The sequence below is a fragment of the Pedobacter petrophilus genome (assembly GCF_009674725.1).
Taxonomy (GTDB): domain Bacteria; phylum Bacteroidota; class Bacteroidia; order Sphingobacteriales; family Sphingobacteriaceae; genus Pedobacter; species Pedobacter petrophilus.
The window spans coordinates 76,169-94,680 of sequence record NZ_WKKH01000011.1 but is presented as its reverse complement, the minus strand read 5'-3'; the positions used below and the strand labels follow the sequence as shown (position 1 = coordinate 94,680).

The following is an 18,512-nucleotide window of genomic DNA, read 5'->3' as shown; positions in this document are numbered from 1 at the left end:
GTGGGCCTGATGAACAAAGTTGTTAACCCTTTATTTATAGAATGATGAATCTAAGAAAATGTTTTACCGCATTGATCCTTGTACTATCGGCTATTTCGACAGTAATGGCGCAGTATAAGGAGCCAGAGAAAAAAGATAAGGTAGAGATATTCCGTCCGGAAATTGCCTTTGATTCTTTACAGGCGAAAAAAATGCTGGCGAGAGGCACTGCCACTATTAAAGGTAAAGCATTCACCAAGCCGATGAATAATATAGGATTTAAATCGGGCAGGCGGATATACGCTAATCAAATCAAAGTAACCTTATTTCCGGTTACCCCCTATTTCGAAGCATGGTATCAATTACGTAAAGATAAAGAAAGCCTAAGAAGAAGGCGATATGTATACTTATCTGATGATGCTTACAGATATAGACTCGAAGCAATTACCAATAGCAATGGAGAATTCACCTTCCCGGATATGAAGCCCGGGAAGTATTTTCTACAAGGGTTTTTAGGCTATACCAGTAACGGAACCTATAATGAATATACTGGAAGCGGTTATAGCGGTTACGGCCGAACAGATTATTATCAGCAAAAAAGATATGCTGTAGATCATAAAGACCGGATTGAGGAATTTATTGAGGTAAAAGAGAATGGTGAAATTGTAAAAGTAAGGCTTCACTAATCTTCTGAACCTGGAGAGATGAATTAAACCACCCCGGGCTTGCAGGCACCCCTCCTTAAAATAAGGAGGGGAGTTGAATCACCGACTTTATTAGACTTATAATTTCTGATGACTTATTGCCTTTCATTATTAGCTCAACAATTGCGCTTTCATCTAATAATTCTTCTATTGGTTAGTGCTTACAGAAATCAATATCCAACCATTTCATCATCGAGGTAACAATATAACCATCGTTCGCCAGGCTCTGAAGAGATAACTACCGGATGCTTTTCTGCCCGGCAATGGTGAGACATATGCTGCATTGGTGAAGAATCACAGCATAGTGTTACCCCACAGGTTTGGCAGGTGCGAAGATGAACCCACTTTGTACCCAATTTAATACATGCCTCGCAAACATGTTCACTGGCAGTTTTCAGCACTTTAACAGCTTTAAGATGAATGCAAATTTCACTATTTCCCATATTATAATTTAGCTAAATATTGATGAACCTGGGTTACCGCCATTGCGCCTTCACCTACGGCAGATGCCACCCTTTTCACCGAATTAAACCGAACATCGCCTGCGGCGAAAGAACCCGGCACACTGGTTTCGAGGTGGTAAGGCGGCCGGTCTACATCCCAGCATATTTTGTACTGATCGAGATTAACTAAATCATTGCCCGTATACAGGTATCCATTCCGATCCCGGCAAATGGCAGTCTCTGCAGCCCATTCCGTATTTGGCTTTCCACCAATGCAAATAAATAATTTAGATGTTTCATGCCATACTGCTGTTCCTTCTAAACTGTTCACAATTTTAATGCGTTGCAGATAATCCTCTCCTTCCAGCGCCGTTACCTCAGAAAAATACAAGACGTGAATGTTCCTGATGGCGGCGATTCTTTGAATCAGATACTCTGAAAGCGTATCGGCGAGGCTGCCTTTCCTTATTACCATGAAAACGCGTTTGGCAAAACCAGAGAAATAAGTGGCCGCCTGCCCGGCAGAGTTGCCGCCGCCTACAATATAAAGGTCTTTATCCTGGCAGAAAAAAGCCTCACTTGCTCCTGCACCATAATAAACACCTTTATGAAAAAACCTGCTTTCATCCGGAAGATTCAACCGGGCATACTCCACGCCTGTTGCGCAGATATTTGTTTTGGCAACCAGTTTTTCGCCACTTGCAAAATCAACATGGATTTTGTGATCATAAAAAGTTCCCTTTACCCCTTCTTTCAAAAGCAGAATTTCGACCCCAAACTTCAGCGCCTGCTGTCTCGCCCGTTCGGCAAGGTTGGCACCTGAAATGCCTTCGGGAAAACCCAGGTAATTTTCGATCAGCGAGCTTGTACCTGCCTGGCCACCGATGGCTTCCCGTTCAATTAATATCGTTTTTAAACCTTCTGATGCTGCATAAACGGCTGCACTTAATCCCGCCGGACCAGCACCGTAAATGGAAAGATCATATTCAGCATACTTAGGCTCAGTAATCCAGCCCAGGTTACAGGCAATTTGCTCCAATGTAGGATTGAAGATAATCTTCCCATCCGGGAATTCAATCATCGGATGTTTATCCGGATTGTTAAACGAGGTAATGCCTTGTCCCCAGCCCAATTGATCGTGTGTGATATCAAACCAATCGAAATCGACAACACTTCTTTTTAAAAAATCCCTTATCGGGTAAATTTCCGGCGAATCTGGTTTGCCATATAATTTCAATTTGTTCATGTGCAGCGTTTTAATCAGTTCTGAATTTCAGTTTGTTGATCACTTCTTCCCCACAATTTTCGGATGAGGTTCCGTACCCATTCACGAGAATACCTTTCGTTTTTCCATCAAGAGAAGAAATGGCATACACAATGGCTTCATCTTCCGGATCAGATTCGCCTTCAAAGCGATAATGCCTGTCGATTAAAAACTGATCAGGAGCGGCCTGGATGAGATTTTCGCCACCATCAATCTGGCTGCTCCTGAGGTTAAAATCTAAGGTGTAACCCTGAGCCGTCAGTGCGTTGATCACTTCAGAAACGGTGGTCATTTCTCCAATATGTTTAAATTGATCTTGATCCATAATCCTATTTATTTTTATTATCATGATGTGCTTACAAAAAACAATCCACAGTACAAATTACTTAAAATCAGGCAACTATATTATATTGCAACACAAAAAACTAACGATATAACGTTAATTTATGACTCAAATTAATTTGTTTTTCAAACATTAAAAATGGGCTGAACGCCTATCTTTAAATAAAAAAAACATGATGACAGACCCAAACAACAAGGAGCTTTCTGATGACAAGGAAGATGCTTTAACCAGCGAAGAAGATGCGCTAAATCAAAGTACAGTAATTAGTGATCAAATGGCTGGCGAACACGATGCAGATTTACTAGACCAGGCAGACCGGGCTTCCAGATCTTCTTTTGAATTAGACATTTAGCATTTTTTGAAGTTGAAAGATTGGAGAAATCTATTGAAAATTTCTCCAATCTTTTCTTGAGTAATCACTTCTGTCTTCTTTACTAAAACACATGTTTTTTAGCCAGTCCGAGGCGCTTAATCTTAGAATTAAGTGTGGTAGCCGGAACACCAAGCAATTTCGCTGCACCATTCTGTCCGGAAATTTTCCCCTTGCACAATTCTAAAACCGCAAAGATATGGTCGCGTTCATTTTCAAATATGGTTTTTACCGCTGCGACTGAAAACGATGCCTGCTCAGTATTCTCCGGAATTTCCACATCTTTAATCACCGGCCCCTGCGCCATCACCACATGTCTTTCTACCAAATGTTCCAGTTCCCTTACATTTCCAGGCCAGCTGTAAGCCTCCATAATGGCAATTGCTTTTCTGGTAAAGCCTTGCAGCGTGCGGTTCGATTTTTCTGCAAATTTTTTGAGGAAGAAATCTGCCAGCAACGAAATATCAGTTTTTCTATTCCTTAATGGAGGTAATGAGATTGGAAAAACATTAAGCCTGTAAAACAGATCGCTCCTAAACCGTCCTGCTTCCACCTCTTTTAATAGGTTGCTATTGGTGGCCGAAATAATGCGAACATTCGTTATGATCGTGGTTTTTCCACCTACACGCTCCATTTCTTTTTCCTGCAAAACACGAAGTAATTTCACTTGTAAACCGAAGGCTAATTCACCAACTTCATCTAGGAAAAGGGTTCCGTTGTGCGCCTGTTCGAATTTTCCTATCCGCCGTTCAGTTGCCCCTGTGAAGCTTCCTTTTTCATGCCCAAATAGCTCAGATTCTATTAAATCTGGTGGAATAGCCGCACAATTAACCTTGATCATTCCTTTGTGCTTTCTTGCCGATTCTTCATGAATGGCCCTGGCAATCAACTCCTTCCCCGTACCGGTTTCGCCTAAAATTAAAACAGTCGTTTCTGATGATGAGATCCTGTTCATGAGTTTATAAACCCGTTGCATTTCAGGGCTATTTCCCACAATGTCTCTATGCGTAATCGCCCCCACATTTTCTGCTGGCTGAAAAACTAAGAATTCCGATAGCTGCGCATTTAAATGTTCAATTTCATTTTCCAGCTTTCTGGTCTTTTCTACTGCCATTTGCGATGGTTTCGATTCATCGCATGCCGCCGGATAATGGGTCTTACCCAAATCAGAATGTTCTTTTTCTTCCATTACAGCAAGTAATCCGGAGATAAAGTCGGCGATATTACAGCAAAATGTCAGGCCATCTGCACTTAATTCCCTCTCATAATTATGAAGTTCAAATGTGCCAAAAATGCGGCCATTGCTTTCCAGCGGAATATAGCCGTGGAAATGATATTCTGCCGGATGGTTTGACAGACAATGGTTTTCACCAAAGTCGTCTATCCAGTTTTTCCGCGATTTAAGCACCGGGAAATCAAAACCAGCAATTTCTTTGGTGATGAGCGAAAGGCTAACCGGATCTGAAAGGATTTCGGTACAAGATATTTTACCTGAAGTAGCTTCTGTTAAATATGCCCTCGTGATGTGATCCATTTCTTTGTTATAAAGGATGAGTGCACCACAATCAATCGAAAATAGTGGATGGAGTTTTGCGAACACGCCTTGAAATAGCTCCCGCAAACTGAAATTCTTCTCCGGATTTGCGCTAACTTCAGACCGTTCTTCGAAATAATGGCTTGCATCAGGTGCGGCAAGCAAATTTTTTATGTCGTCGGCCAGGTCAAAATTGGTTTCCTGCTTTCTCATTCTTTCAAATTGATGTGCTCATGAAATATTTCAATAGCGCATTGGTTGATGGGTTTACAGCAATCGCAAAGATCAATTTGTGCCAGGTCTGCATCCGTTCAGGATAGCTTAAAACTGATCAATTGAGATTATCTGTCTTTCAACCAAAAGCCAAAGAACATGCCAAAGAGAAAAATATAGGCCTGGCGACCTTCCCATCTAATTTGAAGAAAAAAATCATGGCGATATTTCGTCAAAATCTGATTTAAAACGCGAAATATGGTATTTGAAATTGAAAGATTTCTGCAACTCTGAAACTTATAAGTTACTAACGCTAAATATAAACAGCACTATTAGCGTTAGTAACTTTATGAAGATTCAAGGTCACTAACGCTAAATAGAAATGGTGCTATTGCATTAGTAACTTTATTCATGTTTTGAATTAACTAATTAGCCGCTTTAACATGCTCCGGCAGCCATTCCCTTAATATTTTAACGGAATCATTAAAAAACAGCTGGTAAGTATCCTGAGTTACAAAACCAATATGCGGTGTGGCCAGCACATTTTTCAACATTCTAAAAGGATGGTCCTGGTCTACTGGTTCTTTGTCAAAAACATCAAGCGCAGCGCCGGCAATCTTATTTTTCTGCAGACTTTCGATCAATGCCTGTTCATCAACCAATGGTCCTCTGGAAGTATTAATCAGGTAGGCAGTTGGCTTCATTAAAGCTAAATCTGCTGCACCAACAATGCCTTTGCTCCGATCGCTGAGCACCATGTGGACGCTTAGATAATCAGATTCTTCAAAAAGCGTTTTTTTGGAAACATATCTTGCACCATTCGCAGCTGCCTTTTCCCGCGAGAGGTTTTCGCTCCAGGCAATCACATCCATTTCAAAAACTTTAGCAACGGCAGCAACTTGTGCACCCAGATTTCCCAGGCCTAAAATACCAAGGGTTTTGCCTTTCAGATCATTTCCAACTAAATGTTGCCAGCCGCCGGCACGGAAATTTGCATTTTCTTGCGGAATGTGTTTGGCAATGGCCATTAGTAATGCCCAGGTCAGTTCCAGTGCACCATGCCCGAGGTAGCCCGTATTCTGAACCTCAATCTTCAGCTTTTCTGCTGCTGCCACATCAATAGAGTGGTTCTTAGCACCGGTTGAAACAATGAGTTTTAGATTCGGCAAGCGCATCAGCAGACCTGCCGGTAATGGCGTACGTTCACGCATGACACAAATTATATCAAAGGGCATTAACCGGGCAACCACTTCATCCTCAGTGTGAAGGTGATCGGTAAATACCTTCACATCTGCGTATTCGGTGATGGTGGTCCAGTCTGCAAATGATTTGGCCACCTCCTGGTAATCATCAAGTACAGCTATTTTATATTTAGACATATGATATTTTTTTAAGATCTTCTTTCATTAAAAACCTGAAATTCAGCTATAGACGGCGTTTCTTTTGAATGTTCTATGCGGATGCGGACTTTGCTTGTCCAAACCCGATCGAACCTGTGAATTTTAATCCGATCTTCATTTTTTCCACTGAAAACTTTTTTCCATTCCACACCATTCCAATATTCCAGTATATAAGTATCAATATTCGCTTTTTGTTCGGCCAACACCATCATATTGATGTCTTTTTCATTTTTAAAGTCGATTTCAAGCCATGGCTTTTTAACTGCACTATTGCTGGTCCATGAAGATTTATAGCTATCATCATTTGCAAAATCCATGATGTTCATATCGTCGCTCCAGGTCGAATTAGCAGCCTGATCAATCGCCAGGTTACTCGAAATAACAGGTAATGCCAAGGCTGGAAGGGCTGCGGTTGGCCCTTCATTTTTCCAAAGCTTTCCTACTTCCTTTAAGGATGCAAGCGCATTCTCGTCAATTAAACCATCGCGATTGGGTGCCACATTTAAAATGAAGTTACAGCTGGCGGCGTTTAAGGGTTTAATTAAATTATCTACAATTTCCTGTGGTTTTCTTACCGAAACAGTTGGAAAATCTGTTTTCCAAAACCATGAGGTATTAATCGGCAAACAAGCTAAAGATGGCATCACTTTACTTTCTTTACTCATCCTTTGTCCGGCGCCCATTTCGTACGTTTTGATATCAGTATAATAAAGACCTTCGGCCGGATATTTTGCGCCGTTCAAATCCATTACTAAACAGTCTGGCTGTAAAGTTTTAATCAGGTGATAGATCTCTTCAAAAGGCACCTGGTCATAAGAAATTCTCGACCATGGCGCATCCCATCCATCAATAATTAAGGCTTCAATCTTACCGTATTTGGTGAGCAACTCTGTGATTTGTTGCTTAACCATCTCGATATGTTTTGGCGTAATTTGGTTTGGCCTGAGTTTGTGGTGCGTATCTAAAATTGAATAATAAAGCATCACTTTTAAGCCATTGGCCCGGAAAGCATCGGTAAATTGTTTCACCACATCTTTTTTATAGGGACTGTTCATCACATTATAATCGGTGCTTTTGGTATCCCAGATGCAGAAACCGCTATGGTGTTTGGTTGTTAAACAACCATAACTCATGTTTGCAGATTTCGCTGCTTTTGCCCATTGATCGGCGTTTAATTTCTTTGGATTAAATAATTTCGGATCAGCATCCGGATCAGGCCAATCGGCGTTGGCATAAGTGGGAATATTATAATGAATGAACATTCCGAAGCGTAAATCGACAAATTTTTGCTGGAGTACATTTAATTTCTTTGACGCTTCCGACTGCGTACTTTGTGCAAGACCAGCAAAGTTGCAGAATGCCATTAATATCAATACTAAAACGTTTTTTTGACTGGTTACAGGTTTCATAATTTAAATTTGATTGATTAAAAAAATTAGGTTATAGAAGATTCGGTAAAGGTTATTTTCTTTGAAGAGGCCGCCCAGAATATCCAGAGTAAAACGCAAATAACTAAAGCAAAATCCGGATAAAAAAATGAAATAATAAAAGCGGCCAGATAAGTAGGAAAGCCGTATAAATAATTGTTTCGCAACTGTTTGATGGCCACATCGCTGATTCCGGGACGCAGAAGCTTCTTATCCCTGCTGGCTTGTTCCCATAATAAATTAAAAGCCAGGTTAATAACCAAAAACAGGCCGGTGTATATGGTAACGGAAAGTTGTCTGGAGTCGGTCATGTAAAACCTGGCGAGCAAAGCACTGGGGTAAGAAACAAGCGAAACCAGAAACAAAATCAGTCCGTTGGCAAACATTAGTCCTGTGTTTCGCTTATATATTTGCTTAAAGATTTTGTGGTGATTCACCCAGATCACAAAAATACTGAAAAAGGAAATGATAAAAGCAATGTAGCCTGGCCACTGGAGTTTCAGATCCTCCAGCAAGCGGATGGGATTTGCACCCTCTTTTACCTCCGGAACGTGAAGTTCCAGCACCAGGAGCGTTACGGCAATCGAAAATACGCCATCGCTGAAAGCTTCTATCCTACCGGTTTCTTTTTCCATGTTAAGCGTTAAAAATTAATTTATTCACCTGTGTAATTTCGGCGTGACTAATGGTATGGCCCATGTTTTCGTAAATGATTTCGGTAACCTGTGCGCCCATTCCTTCCAGTAAAGCTGTTGATTCTTTTACCCTTGATACGGGAACATGCATATCCGGATCACTGCTACCGATGAAAATTGGTGTACCATCAAAATCTCCATGATAATTACGGTGGTCTACCTGGTCACCAATTACGCCGCCGGTAAAAGCGGCTACACCGCCATAACGTGCGGCGTTTGAGGCCACAAAATCTAACGTTAAACATGCACCCTGCGAAAAGCCCAAAAAGTAAATCTGAGATTTTGAAAAACCTGCTTCTTCTAACTCAGAAATGGTCTCCCTGATCGTATTCAATGCATTTGAAAGTGAAGGCTCATTGTTGACGCGTGGCGCTAAAAATGATTGCGGATACCAGGTATTGCCACTCGCCTGTGGTGCCACCAGGGCAAATTCTGCCACATTTAAGTGTTCTGCTAAACTTAATATATCTTCTGCAGAACCGCCACGTCCGTGAATCATGATCAGCACTTTCTCTGCCTGATCAAGACTTTTGCCGGCTTTTAATAATTCTTTCATTTTTTATCCCTCATTTATTTTATTCCAGATATCCCGGTATAAATCTTCGTGTCTTTTAAATTGGATGTGCACATATGGACACATCGGAATAACCATCAAATCGTGTTCCCGAACATACGCCACCATTGCATCAAGCAGTAATTTCGCATATCCTTTTCCTTCTTTTTCAGGTTCCACTTCCGTGTGGTAAACCGTTAAATTGGTTCCGCTTACATCAAAAATCATCTCGCCAGCCTTCCCGTCTTCATCATACAGATCAAACGAACCAGGTTCGCCTTGCTGAATATTTAACTTAATTTCTGCCATAGTTGTTAGTTTAACTTCGGAAGTAATTTTTCTAAGTCTTCACGTAAATGCTCATGCTGATGGGGCAATTTCAAATGTGTTCCTAACTCATTTAAAGGTTCATCAACAGTAAAACCCGGGTTTTCGGTAGCGATTTCGAAAAGCACGCCGCCTGGTTCGCGGAAATAGAGCGAGTAGAAATAATCACGGTCTATCTGAGGCGTAATCTGCAAATTTTTACTTAAAATCTGTTCTCTCAATTCCATTTGAATAGCTTCATTTTTAACCCTGAAAGCCACATGGTGATTGGTTCCTGCAGCGTTTCTACCCCGATGGCCGGATGGAACTTCCAGCAAATCTACCACAGCTGCATTCTCTACGGTATCCGTAATGAAACGATAACGGTTTTCTTCCTGCCCCAATAAGCGATAGCCAAATAAATCTGTCAGTATCTTTGCGGTTGCATCAATGCTTTGCAGGGTTAAAGTGGTGCTATGAAATCCGTGAGTTGCAGTATCTTTCTTAATTTCGTCCGTTTCCCAGGGTATTCTGCTATCTGGTTTTCCGGGTACAATTAAACTCAATGACAAGCCATCCGGATCTTTAAATGCAAGGACCTGTTCTCCAAAACGCTCGGTAATCTCTTTCGTTTTTACATTTCCTTTTCCAAATCTCTCCAGCCAAAAATCATGACTTCCGGCAGGTACCGAATAACCAATTTCTGTAGCCATGCCAACGCCTTCTGTTCCCGGACCAATCCCATCCCAGGGGAAAAAAGTAAGGATTGTTCCTGCCGACCCGGTTTCATCTCCGTAATAAAGATGATAAGTACCCGGATCATCAAAATTTACCGTTTTCTTCACCAATCTCAAACCGAGTGTTTTGGTGTAAAAACCGAAGTTTTGTTGTGCATTTCCGGCGATCGCAGTGATGTGATGCAGTCCTAAAATATTGTTTTCCATTGTATTTAAATTATTTTAATAATTAATTATGATCTGCCGAGGTACGATTGATCTACCTGGGCGAGGTATTCGGTGTTCTTTTTTATAAACTTTGAAACAAAAGGGCAATAGACCATTACCAGCTTTTTATGTGTTTTCGCATAGGCAAAAGCGTGAATTGCCAGGGCAGATGCCAAACCTTTGCCGGCCAGTTTTGCGGGCACAAAAGTATGCATGAAAGCAATATTCTTTTTGTAAAACCGGTAAGTTAAATAAGCAATCTCCGCTTCCAGTTCAATTTCGAACTGGAAATTTACTTCGTTGTTCCGGATTGTATATTCCTCATTTTCCATGGAGCTGGTCTACTAAATTAATGGATAAGATTTGTGGTTTCTGTCAGCAATTCGCTGTGCCGCGTAAAGGAAACTTCTAGGGTTAAGCCGTTTTCATTCCACATTTTAATTTCTCCGTTAAGCTGATCGGTGAGCCCCGTCATTAAACTCATGCCTAAAGAATCACTGTCATCCTGATTAAAACCGACTGGCAAGCCTATGCCATCATCGCTGATGCTCAGTTTACATAATTCATTTTCAAGGGACAAAAAAGCTATTTTCACCTTTCCTTTTCTATCACCGGGAAAGGCATATTTTATCGCATTGCTAATGGCTTCGTTTAAGATAAGTCCGAGTGGAACTGCCTGAGCTACATCCAGTTTAACTTCATCGGTAAGCAATTCAAATTTAATCTTCTTTTCCATGCCAAAACATTCGATCATGTATTCCGCCAACTCGGTGATGTACCACTTCATGTCTATTTCTGCCAGGTTATCAGACTGATAAAGCTTTTGATGGATGAGCGACATGGCATGCATCCGGTTCTGGCTATTGCGAATCGCCATCAGGGCATCTTCATTATCTAAATAAGCCGACTGCGTGTTCAACAGGCTGATTACAATCTGTAAGTTGTTTTTTACCCGGTGGTGAATTTCCCTAAGCAGCCACTCCTTTTCTGCGAGTATTTTTCTTAGCAACTCGTTCTGCGAATTAATTTCCTCTTGCTTTTGTTCTAAAACCAGGTTGCTTTGCTTTTTTACACGGTAGCGGTTGTAAAGCAATGCCAAAAATAAAGCGGCGATGAAAAGACCGGCGATAAACATATACCTCAGCTTTCCGTCATTGGCAATGATTACTTTTTGCAATTGGTTTCTTTGATGAAGCAACGCGATATCTTTATCTTTTTTCTCCGTCTGAAACTCAATTTCCAGACCAGAAATCTGCTTATTTTTTTCGTTATTCCAGATGGAATCTGTTAACCGTTTATATGTTTTATAGTGCGCAATGGCTGGCCAGGGCTTATTTAAGGCAGAATCTACATTAAACCAAAGTCTGTGCAACTGGGCAAGCGCAAGCAGATTATTCTGCGCCTTACTTTGTTTCTCATGTGCTTTAAGGTAAACTTCTGCCACCGTGAAGTTACGATCGTGAATGAACTTCCTGATGATGCTTCGATATAAAAAGAGCTGATTGGGATCGCTTTTAGGCAATTCATTATGAAATTTGATCAGGGTTTTAAAATATGGAGCCGCCAAATCATATTGCTCAAGATCATAATAACTGTTAAATAAGAGATACGGAATCCTGACTTTCATTTGCACATCTGTGGGCGGGTATTTCGTCTCCATTTCTTTTAGTGCAGTAATGCCTTCATTAAACCGCTTCATCCTCACCAGCAAACTGGCCAGGTTTGCAATAACCGTTTGCAGGTAGGCAGGATCCTGATACCGTTCTGCAATCGCTTTCGCCTGCTGCCAGTACGCGAGCGATTTCTCGTCATTCCTTAAATAATAATAGGTAAGCCCCAAATGATTACAAATGGAGCTCCTTTGCAGGCTCGTATCTGCCAGCTGATCTGCGGTTTTTTCTGCCAGTAAACCGTATTTCAGCGCATTCGAATAATTACCAAGGCCAACATTAATGATACACATGTTGTTGTAAACGCCTTGCAACTCCTTAAAACCAATCGCTTTGTAAACCGCAAGCGAGGCATCCATCAGCTTCATTGCATATGCCGGCTGACCTTTAATATTATAATAATCACCCAGATTTTTCAGCGTATTGCCTTCTTCTGAACGATTGCCCGATTGCCGGTATAAGACCAGTGCTTTTTCATTATAGCCAATCTTTCTTTCGAGATCATCCCCTTCATTGCTCAACAAATTGCCTATGGCAATATGGGTTTCTGCAAGTTCATCCTTTAGCTGCAGTTTATTCGCGTAAGCAAGCACCTGCCGATAAATATTTAAACTGCCCGTTTTATCGCCAGCTTCACGAAGGATGTTCCCCTTAAGCACCATACTTTTGGCTATTCCTTTAGGATATTCAATCTTTGCAGCCAGGGCGGAAGCCTGATCGCGAATGCCCATCGCCGTAGTGAGATCTGCTTTTCGCTCACCCCGCAAATTGAGGTAATAGCGGCCAAAATCGATCAACAGGTCCACTTTGTTTTCCGTTTGGCCCAGGCGGCGAAGTTTAATCATCGCAGCTTCTGCTTCTGGCCGGGTTCTTATGCCCTGGCCTTTCAGCAAAACAGGTGTTAAGCTGATAGATAGAAGGAACAGCAGCCTGATCATCACATCCGAAAAACTGATTGCACTATTTTTGATGGGCATAGTTAAGGCTCAATATCATTTTTAACGGGATTAGTGCTATAATAGCAAATCACCATGGCAATACCCGGTAGCACAATGCCCACCAGGCCAAAGAGCTTCCCAACCCAGGCACCCAGAATACATCCAACCAGAAAACCACCCAGGGTAATTAAACCTTTATTAACGGCGGAACGAAAATCTGTGTTTTTGAAACCTGAATTACAAAATGACCTGATATCTAACGCAAACTGGGTAACATTTCCAGTCATCATGGTGGTTGGACCATAAGTTTCTTTGGCAAAAAGTTTTCCAAAGGCATTCTGCAGCCCCATAGCCACAACTACAATCATCGTAACCAGGTACATGGGCCAGGTCATTTCACCATTATCGATGTAGCCAAGTGAATAGGCTACTACCCCACTGATTAAAAGAACAATCCCCTCACACAAAAGCAGAAAATGCCTGTTCGCAAATCTCGCCGATATCCAGCCTCCAGCCATTACCGAAAGCATAAATACGGGAAAGGTTAGCAGCTTGATCCATGCATCGCTACCAGAGCCCTTAATCATCTGATAAGCAAATACAATAAAGTTCCCCGTTACATGCGCCGAGAAAATTTTATCTGCTGCAACGAAGGTGATGCTATCACAATAGCCTGCAATTAGCGTTAATACAAGGGTTACAAACCAGATATTTTGCTGTTTTTCTTCCATAACTGATTCTTTTTTAAGATAAATGAGCCCGTAACATCCAGGCCATTGTTTCGTGGGTTTCCATTAAACCGGTAATGTAATCGCTGGTTCCGGCGTCTTTTAATGCGCCAGCATAATTGTTAATATTTTCCCTTAGGTGAATGAGGATACTTTCGTGATCGGCCAATAATGTTTTAATGTAGGTTAGTGCATCGTTTTGGCCACGATCATCTTCTGTTAAGTGGGTTAACTCTAAAAATTGTTTTAAAGATGCCGGCGCATAATGACCAAGCTTACGGATGCGTTCTGCAACCTCATCAACAATTTCTTCCAATTGGGTATACTGCTCCTCAAAAAACTTATGTTTGTTGTAGAAATCTGGCCCTACAACGTTCCAGTGTGCCTTTCTTGTTTTGGTATATAAAACGTATTCATCTGCAAGAATTTTGCTTAACGAATGTGCAACTTCAGCCAGATTTTCTGCGCTGATTCCGATTTTGGCTTCCAAGATTTTAAAGTTTAAGTATTAATAAAAAATGTGTTAAATAAGTAATGATCAATTGAATAAGTACCAGGGCCAATAACCCATAAAAACAGCATGGCAAGGGTGTACATATACGGTACATCGCGAACCTCGATGGCATCTTTTCTATGCACTATAAAATATCCAATGGCCGTAACGCCGATTGAGGGCAAGAGAAAAAGCCTGGTTCCAACCCCAAAGGCTACTAAAAACGGCACCACCGTATCAGAGAAAGTAGCCACTAAACCATTTAATTTATCGGGTAGGCCCAATGGATTGGGAACATGTTCTTTCTCTCCATTTTGGACCCTGAATTTTTTTAAGCCGTGTACCCTGAAAAGTTCGAGCATGAGCAGCACCCTGAATACGAGCACAGCGTAATTGTTTATTTCCGATCCCAGATCAGTATAAAGTAAGAATTTGATGATATTTTCCATTATTAAAATGCAAAGCATGAACAACCCAGTGCGCCCCAGAAGGCAGTGTAATTATTTACCGGAAGGTTGCTGGTTCGCACCGCATCGTGGTTGTGATGGTGTACGCCACAGCTTCCTATGCAAGAATGTACCATAGCCAAAACAGATGATGTGCCCTTTGCTCCTTTGGTTTTTCCCTGTTGATTAAATTGGTGTGTAGCCGGAGAATAGTAGCCATTGTAACTTTTAGTTGGCGACCAATCTGGCAGAACCGGAATTTTTGGTGGCGAAAAGGAAGAAAAATCGCCTTTGGCATATACAATTTTGCCATCCACTACAGTTAAATCAGATTCAATACTTTTTACTTGTTCGTCAGAAACTTCAAAATAATCGTGGTTCAAAACGGCTAAATCAGCAAGCATCCCTATTTCGATATCGCCTTTTTTCTGTTGTTCATTAGAAAACCAGGCGCTGCCCCTGGTATAAAGTTCCAAAGCAGTTTCTCTGGTGAGCACGGTATCTTCATCATAAATTTTGAGTCCGCCAACTGTTTTACCAGCGGTAAGCCAAAACATGGAGACCCAGGGATTGTAACTGCTTACCCGGGTTGCATCTGAGCCACCGCCAACAGGCACTTCCATTTCGAGCATTTTTTTAACCGGCGGGGTTTGCAAGGCCGCTTTTTCGCCATAACGTTCGGTGAAATACTCCCCCTGATAAGCCATTCTGCTCTGAATAGCAATACCACCGCCAAGCGCTTTAACCCTTTCAATATTTCGCTCATCGATGGTTTCTGCATGGTCGAAAATCCATGGCAAGCCTGCAAAAGGAATGTCTCTGTTTACCTTTTCAAATACGTTTAAGAACCGGCTGATACTTTCGTTATAGGTGGCATGTAGCCTGAATGGCCATCTTTTCTCCACCAGCAACCGTACCACACGCTCCAGTTCTGGCTCCATATTATCCGCTAAATCCGGCCTTGGCTGAAGAAAATCTTCGAAATCTGCGGCAGAGAAAACCAACATTTCCCCTGCCCCATTGTGGCGGTACATATCATCGCCCTGATAAAGCTCCACCGAATTTGTCCAGTTATCAAAATCCTCAAATTCCTGTTTCGGGCGTTGGGTAAATAAATTGTAAGCGATGCGAACAGTGAGTTGTTTTTGCTCATTGAGTTCGTTCACCACTTTATAATCATCAGGAAAATTTTGAAAACCACCCCCGGCATCAATCACACTGGTAATACCAAACCGGTTTAGCTCCCTCATAAAATGACGGGTAGAATTTACCTGGTGCTCATCAGAAAGTTTCGGCCCTTTTGCCAGAGTTGAATATAAAATCATGGCATTCGGACTGGCAATAATTAACCCGGTGGGTTCTCCATTGGCATCCCGCTGAATTTCCCCACCCGGAGGCGCAGGGGTATCTTTCGTATAACCCACCGCTTTCAGGGCGGCACGGTTCATGAAAGCGCGATCATACAGGTGAAGAATGAAAACAGGTGTTTCCGGCGCGATCGCATTTATTTCTTCCAACGTTGGCATCCTTCTTTCAGCAAATTGAAATTCAGACCAGCCCCCTACCACCCGCACCCATTGTGGCGCCGGCGTAAGATCTACCTGTTCTTTCAGCATGCGTAAGGCATCTGCAAGTGAGGGAACGCCATCCCAGCGCAATTCTAAATTGAAATTCAAGCCACCACGAATCAGGTGAATGTGCGAATCATTAATACCTGGAACAACGCGTCTTTTGTTTAAATCTATAATCTTAGTAGATGAACCTGAAAAGGCAAGTACATCACTATCGTTTCCTACGGCGATGAACTTTCCATCTTTAATGGCCACTGCGGTTATTTTCTCCTTATGGCTGGCAATGGTATGTATTTTACCATTGAACAAAATCATATCTGCAATCATCGTCTTTATATTGTTGTTCAACTGATATTAGTTTTTAATGGCACTGATCGCTTCCTGAATACCTTCCCCTGCGGTAGTAAAAAATGCCGGACCAGCCAGAAGAATTACTTTAGAGATAGGTTTTACCGTGGCAAGCTGCTTATCTTTTAACCAAAGTTGTGCACGGTAAGCTTCGAAAATGCCTTTAACAACGTTTCCAGCTACCAAGGCGGTTGGTGAGTCTATTCCGGCATCTTTTAAATCGCTGGCAAAAGCGAAATTGGTTACGCCAAGTTTTAATGCCTCCCGCATGGCCACACTGCCAATGCCAGTCATCAGGTCTGGTGCGAATTTATTGCGGTCACCGAGGCCAATCAGCAGTAAACGTTTGCCCCCAATGCTCCCTTTCGGTGGGGTAATTAATAAGGTTTCATTGGCATGGCCGAGAAACTTTCCACTCTTGCGGATCTCGGTAAGCAAGCCTTTCATGTCCTGATCCAGGTGAACCAAGCCATTTAAAGCCGCTGGAAGTGCTGGCGGAGTATTAAAAATATCGCCCTCTGTATATTCGAAAACACAGGCTACCTGCAGATCACTCACCTGTGCAGATGGCCCCTGCACTACGCCTTCTACCGCAATTCCATCTACAGTGCCCCAAACTTTGGTGGTGCCTATTGCGGTAGTTGCCTGTGCAAATGCTGCTGTTCCGGTAAGGAATACAGAAAACATTATCATGGCTATCTTAATCTTTTGGATGGCCAACCGGGATTGTGGAGTAAAGTTGTTTTTCATTTTCTTATGGATTAAAATTTATAGGATACCTGAGCGTTAAAAAACTTTGAATTATCCCAAACCGGAATAATGTCTTTGATAAACTCGCCGACCTTAAAGTATTGGCCGCCAAGACTAAAAGAAAGATTATTATTAAATTGATAATCTGCACTGAGTAGATAGGTGGTGCCGATAAAACGGTGATGGGAAAGCGAACCAGCTGTATTAAAGTTTCCACTCGGGCGATAGATCCCGTCATTTAAGGAGTATCGCCAGTTTAAAACCACATCAGCCTGGGCCGTTAACTTATTGGTAAGGGTAAGTGTTAAGTATGGATGCAAATCAATTAAATTTGATGGCCCAATCAGCGGGTTAAAACCGAAATACCCACCCTTTGGATACAATGGATTGAAAGTTTGTAAATTTCCATCTCCCGCTTTTTTATCTCCCGAGATGTAATCGTTTCGCAAATTAACTGAAGGCTTAAATTTTACTTTCTCGAACAGGTAACCTAATTCGATGGCCATTGTCCAGGCGTCTATATTTCCATTGCCGAATTTCCCAAATTGATAGGCAGCCTCCAGATTATAGGTAAAACCGCCACCACTTTTCCAATACCGTGTAGCAATGGTATGTCGGATTTCCTTCCCGATACCTTCTTCAAATTCTGCATTATCCCTTCTGATTCCCAAATAATAGAAATCGAAGTTGCCGCCCCTTTCGATATTCAGATTGGAATAAGCCCCCCAAAGATTTGCCTGATGGCTGGGACGATTATCAAAAACGCCAAAATTAACTTCATCAGCTGCTAAAACGAAGGCATCTAATGCAAACCGGGGGGTGGCATACATTAGTTTGGCACCTGTAAAATATTGTCGAACGGTGGTGCCTTCTCTCACTGAAATTAACCGGCCCGAGCCATAATTAATTTCCTGCCTTCCTAACCGAACAGCCAATTTATTGTCGGCATTAAGCAGTATTCTGTATTCGGCAAATAAATTTTGAACCGCAAGCTGATCTTCATCAACGGGTGCAGGTCCGTATTTACTGCCATTTTCCAGGGCACTGTTTACCTGCACGAACAAGCGTAGTCGCTGCCCGATATTTAAATCAGAGTATAAGGAATAACGCTGCAGAAACGAATCATTAAATCCCTGATCTTTGATCCAGTCTTCGTTAATTTTTCCACCGAATTCTGCTCTCGCCTCCCCACCAAAGGTGAAGTACACTTTTCTGTTGGCCGAAAGTGGCAGGAACTTTAGTTTATTGTAGAAGTTCCTCCCCGAATCTTTTAAATTACTGTAATCCTCATCGTAGCGCATTAATTTAATGCCCTGACTAAATGCCTGTGCTCCGAAGAAGCAAAGGAGAATAGCCGCTGTAATTGCCGGATAGGAATAAATAATTTTCATTT

Annotated in this window: 20 protein-coding genes; 2 read left to right on the top strand and 18 right to left on the bottom strand. The window is 41.9% G+C overall.

Going from position 1 to position 18,512, the window contains the following annotated elements; all coding sequences use genetic code 11:
• Nucleotides 1–41: 41 nt before the first annotated feature.
• On the top strand, nucleotides 42–665 hold the full coding sequence (locus GJU39_RS09450) for a carboxypeptidase-like regulatory domain-containing protein (RefSeq protein ID WP_209437619.1): 624 nt from the start codon (nucleotides 42–44) through the stop codon (nucleotides 663–665).
• Between the two features lie 188 nt (nucleotides 666–853).
• Here GJU39_RS09450 and GJU39_RS09445 read toward each other — a convergent pair whose 3' ends face one another.
• The 3 genes from GJU39_RS09445 to GJU39_RS09435 are packed head-to-tail and all read right to left on the bottom strand — an operon-like array spanning nucleotide 854 to nucleotide 2,715.
• Nucleotides 854–1,126 carry a UBP-type zinc finger domain-containing protein gene (locus GJU39_RS09445; protein WP_154280542.1) on the bottom strand — a complete coding sequence of 91 codons (273 nt, stop codon included), beginning with the start codon at nucleotides 1,124–1,126 and terminating at the stop codon, nucleotides 854–856.
• A 1-nt stretch (nucleotide 1,127) separates the two neighbouring features.
• Complete coding sequence (locus GJU39_RS09440) at nucleotides 1,128–2,372, bottom strand: NAD(P)/FAD-dependent oxidoreductase (RefSeq protein ID WP_154280541.1); 1,245 nt, start codon at nucleotides 2,370–2,372, stop codon at nucleotides 1,128–1,130.
• Nucleotides 2,373–2,382: 10 nt separating this feature from the next.
• Complete coding sequence (locus GJU39_RS09435) at nucleotides 2,383–2,715, bottom strand: phosphoribosylpyrophosphate synthetase (protein ID WP_209437618.1); 333 nt, start codon at nucleotides 2,713–2,715, stop codon at nucleotides 2,383–2,385.
• Between the two features lie 190 nt (nucleotides 2,716–2,905).
• On the opposite strand from GJU39_RS09435, the gene GJU39_RS09430 reads away from it, so the two are divergent.
• Nucleotides 2,906–3,085, top strand: coding sequence for a hypothetical protein (locus tag GJU39_RS09430; protein WP_154280540.1), 180 nt, complete (start codon nucleotides 2,906–2,908; stop codon nucleotides 3,083–3,085).
• 82 nt (nucleotides 3,086–3,167) lie between these two features.
• On the opposite strand, the gene GJU39_RS09425 is transcribed toward GJU39_RS09430, so the two are convergent.
• From GJU39_RS09425 to GJU39_RS09355, 15 genes are all read right to left on the bottom strand, one after another.
• Nucleotides 3,168–4,850, bottom strand: a complete 1,683-nt coding sequence (locus GJU39_RS09425; protein WP_245227756.1) for a sigma-54 interaction domain-containing protein — start codon at nucleotides 4,848–4,850, stop codon at nucleotides 3,168–3,170.
• Between the two features lie 425 nt (nucleotides 4,851–5,275).
• Nucleotides 5,276–6,229: a D-2-hydroxyacid dehydrogenase family protein gene (locus GJU39_RS09420; protein ID WP_154280539.1), complete on the bottom strand. Its 954-nt coding sequence runs from the start codon at nucleotides 6,227–6,229 to the stop codon at nucleotides 5,276–5,278.
• An 11-nt stretch (nucleotides 6,230–6,240) separates the two neighbouring features.
• Nucleotides 6,241–7,659: an alpha-L-fucosidase gene (locus GJU39_RS09415; RefSeq protein ID WP_245227754.1), complete on the bottom strand. Its 1,419-nt coding sequence runs from the start codon at nucleotides 7,657–7,659 to the stop codon at nucleotides 6,241–6,243.
• Between the two features lie 26 nt (nucleotides 7,660–7,685).
• Nucleotides 7,686–8,312 carry a TMEM175 family protein gene (locus GJU39_RS09410; RefSeq protein WP_154280538.1) on the bottom strand — a complete coding sequence of 209 codons (627 nt, stop codon included), beginning with the start codon at nucleotides 8,310–8,312 and terminating at the stop codon, nucleotides 7,686–7,688.
• A 1-nt stretch (nucleotide 8,313) separates the two neighbouring features.
• Complete coding sequence (locus tag GJU39_RS09405; protein ID WP_154280537.1) at nucleotides 8,314–8,928, bottom strand: alpha/beta hydrolase; 615 nt, start codon at nucleotides 8,926–8,928, stop codon at nucleotides 8,314–8,316.
• 3 nt (nucleotides 8,929–8,931) lie between these two features.
• Complete coding sequence (locus GJU39_RS09400) at nucleotides 8,932–9,234, bottom strand: GNAT family N-acetyltransferase (protein WP_154280536.1); 303 nt, start codon at nucleotides 9,232–9,234, stop codon at nucleotides 8,932–8,934.
• A 5-nt stretch (nucleotides 9,235–9,239) separates the two neighbouring features.
• Entirely contained in the window at nucleotides 9,240–10,175 is a 936-nt protein-coding gene (locus GJU39_RS09395; RefSeq protein WP_154280535.1) for a ring-cleaving dioxygenase, read from the bottom strand.
• 26 nt (nucleotides 10,176–10,201) lie between these two features.
• A complete protein-coding gene (locus GJU39_RS09390) occupies nucleotides 10,202–10,507 on the bottom strand; it encodes a GNAT family N-acetyltransferase (protein ID WP_154280534.1) in 306 nt (101 codons plus the stop codon).
• Between the two features lie 17 nt (nucleotides 10,508–10,524).
• Complete coding sequence (locus GJU39_RS09385; RefSeq protein WP_154280533.1) at nucleotides 10,525–12,822, bottom strand: tetratricopeptide repeat-containing sensor histidine kinase; 2,298 nt, start codon at nucleotides 12,820–12,822, stop codon at nucleotides 10,525–10,527.
• A 2-nt stretch (nucleotides 12,823–12,824) separates the two neighbouring features.
• Entirely contained in the window at nucleotides 12,825–13,514 is a 690-nt protein-coding gene (locus GJU39_RS09380) for a YoaK family protein (protein ID WP_154280532.1), read from the bottom strand.
• Between the two features lie 13 nt (nucleotides 13,515–13,527).
• Complete coding sequence (locus tag GJU39_RS09375) at nucleotides 13,528–14,001, bottom strand: Dps family protein (RefSeq protein ID WP_154280531.1); 474 nt, start codon at nucleotides 13,999–14,001, stop codon at nucleotides 13,528–13,530.
• A gap of 11 nt (nucleotides 14,002–14,012) precedes the next feature.
• The gene (locus GJU39_RS09370) at nucleotides 14,013–14,453 is read right to left on the bottom strand and encodes a DoxX family protein (protein ID WP_154280530.1); all 441 of its coding nucleotides are present in this window, start codon (nucleotides 14,451–14,453) and stop codon (nucleotides 14,013–14,015) included.
• Nucleotides 14,454–14,455: 2 nt separating this feature from the next.
• Nucleotides 14,456–16,369, bottom strand: a complete 1,914-nt coding sequence (locus GJU39_RS09365; RefSeq protein WP_245227752.1) for an amidohydrolase — start codon at nucleotides 16,367–16,369, stop codon at nucleotides 14,456–14,458.
• Between the two features lie 6 nt (nucleotides 16,370–16,375).
• Nucleotides 16,376–17,119 carry a M17 family peptidase N-terminal domain-containing protein gene (locus GJU39_RS09360; protein WP_154280529.1) on the bottom strand — a complete coding sequence of 248 codons (744 nt, stop codon included), beginning with the start codon at nucleotides 17,117–17,119 and terminating at the stop codon, nucleotides 16,376–16,378.
• 11 nt (nucleotides 17,120–17,130) lie between these two features.
• The gene (locus GJU39_RS09355; protein WP_154280528.1) at nucleotides 17,131–18,510 is read right to left on the bottom strand and encodes an alginate export family protein; all 1,380 of its coding nucleotides are present in this window, start codon (nucleotides 18,508–18,510) and stop codon (nucleotides 17,131–17,133) included.
• Nucleotides 18,511–18,512 lie beyond the last annotated feature (2 nt).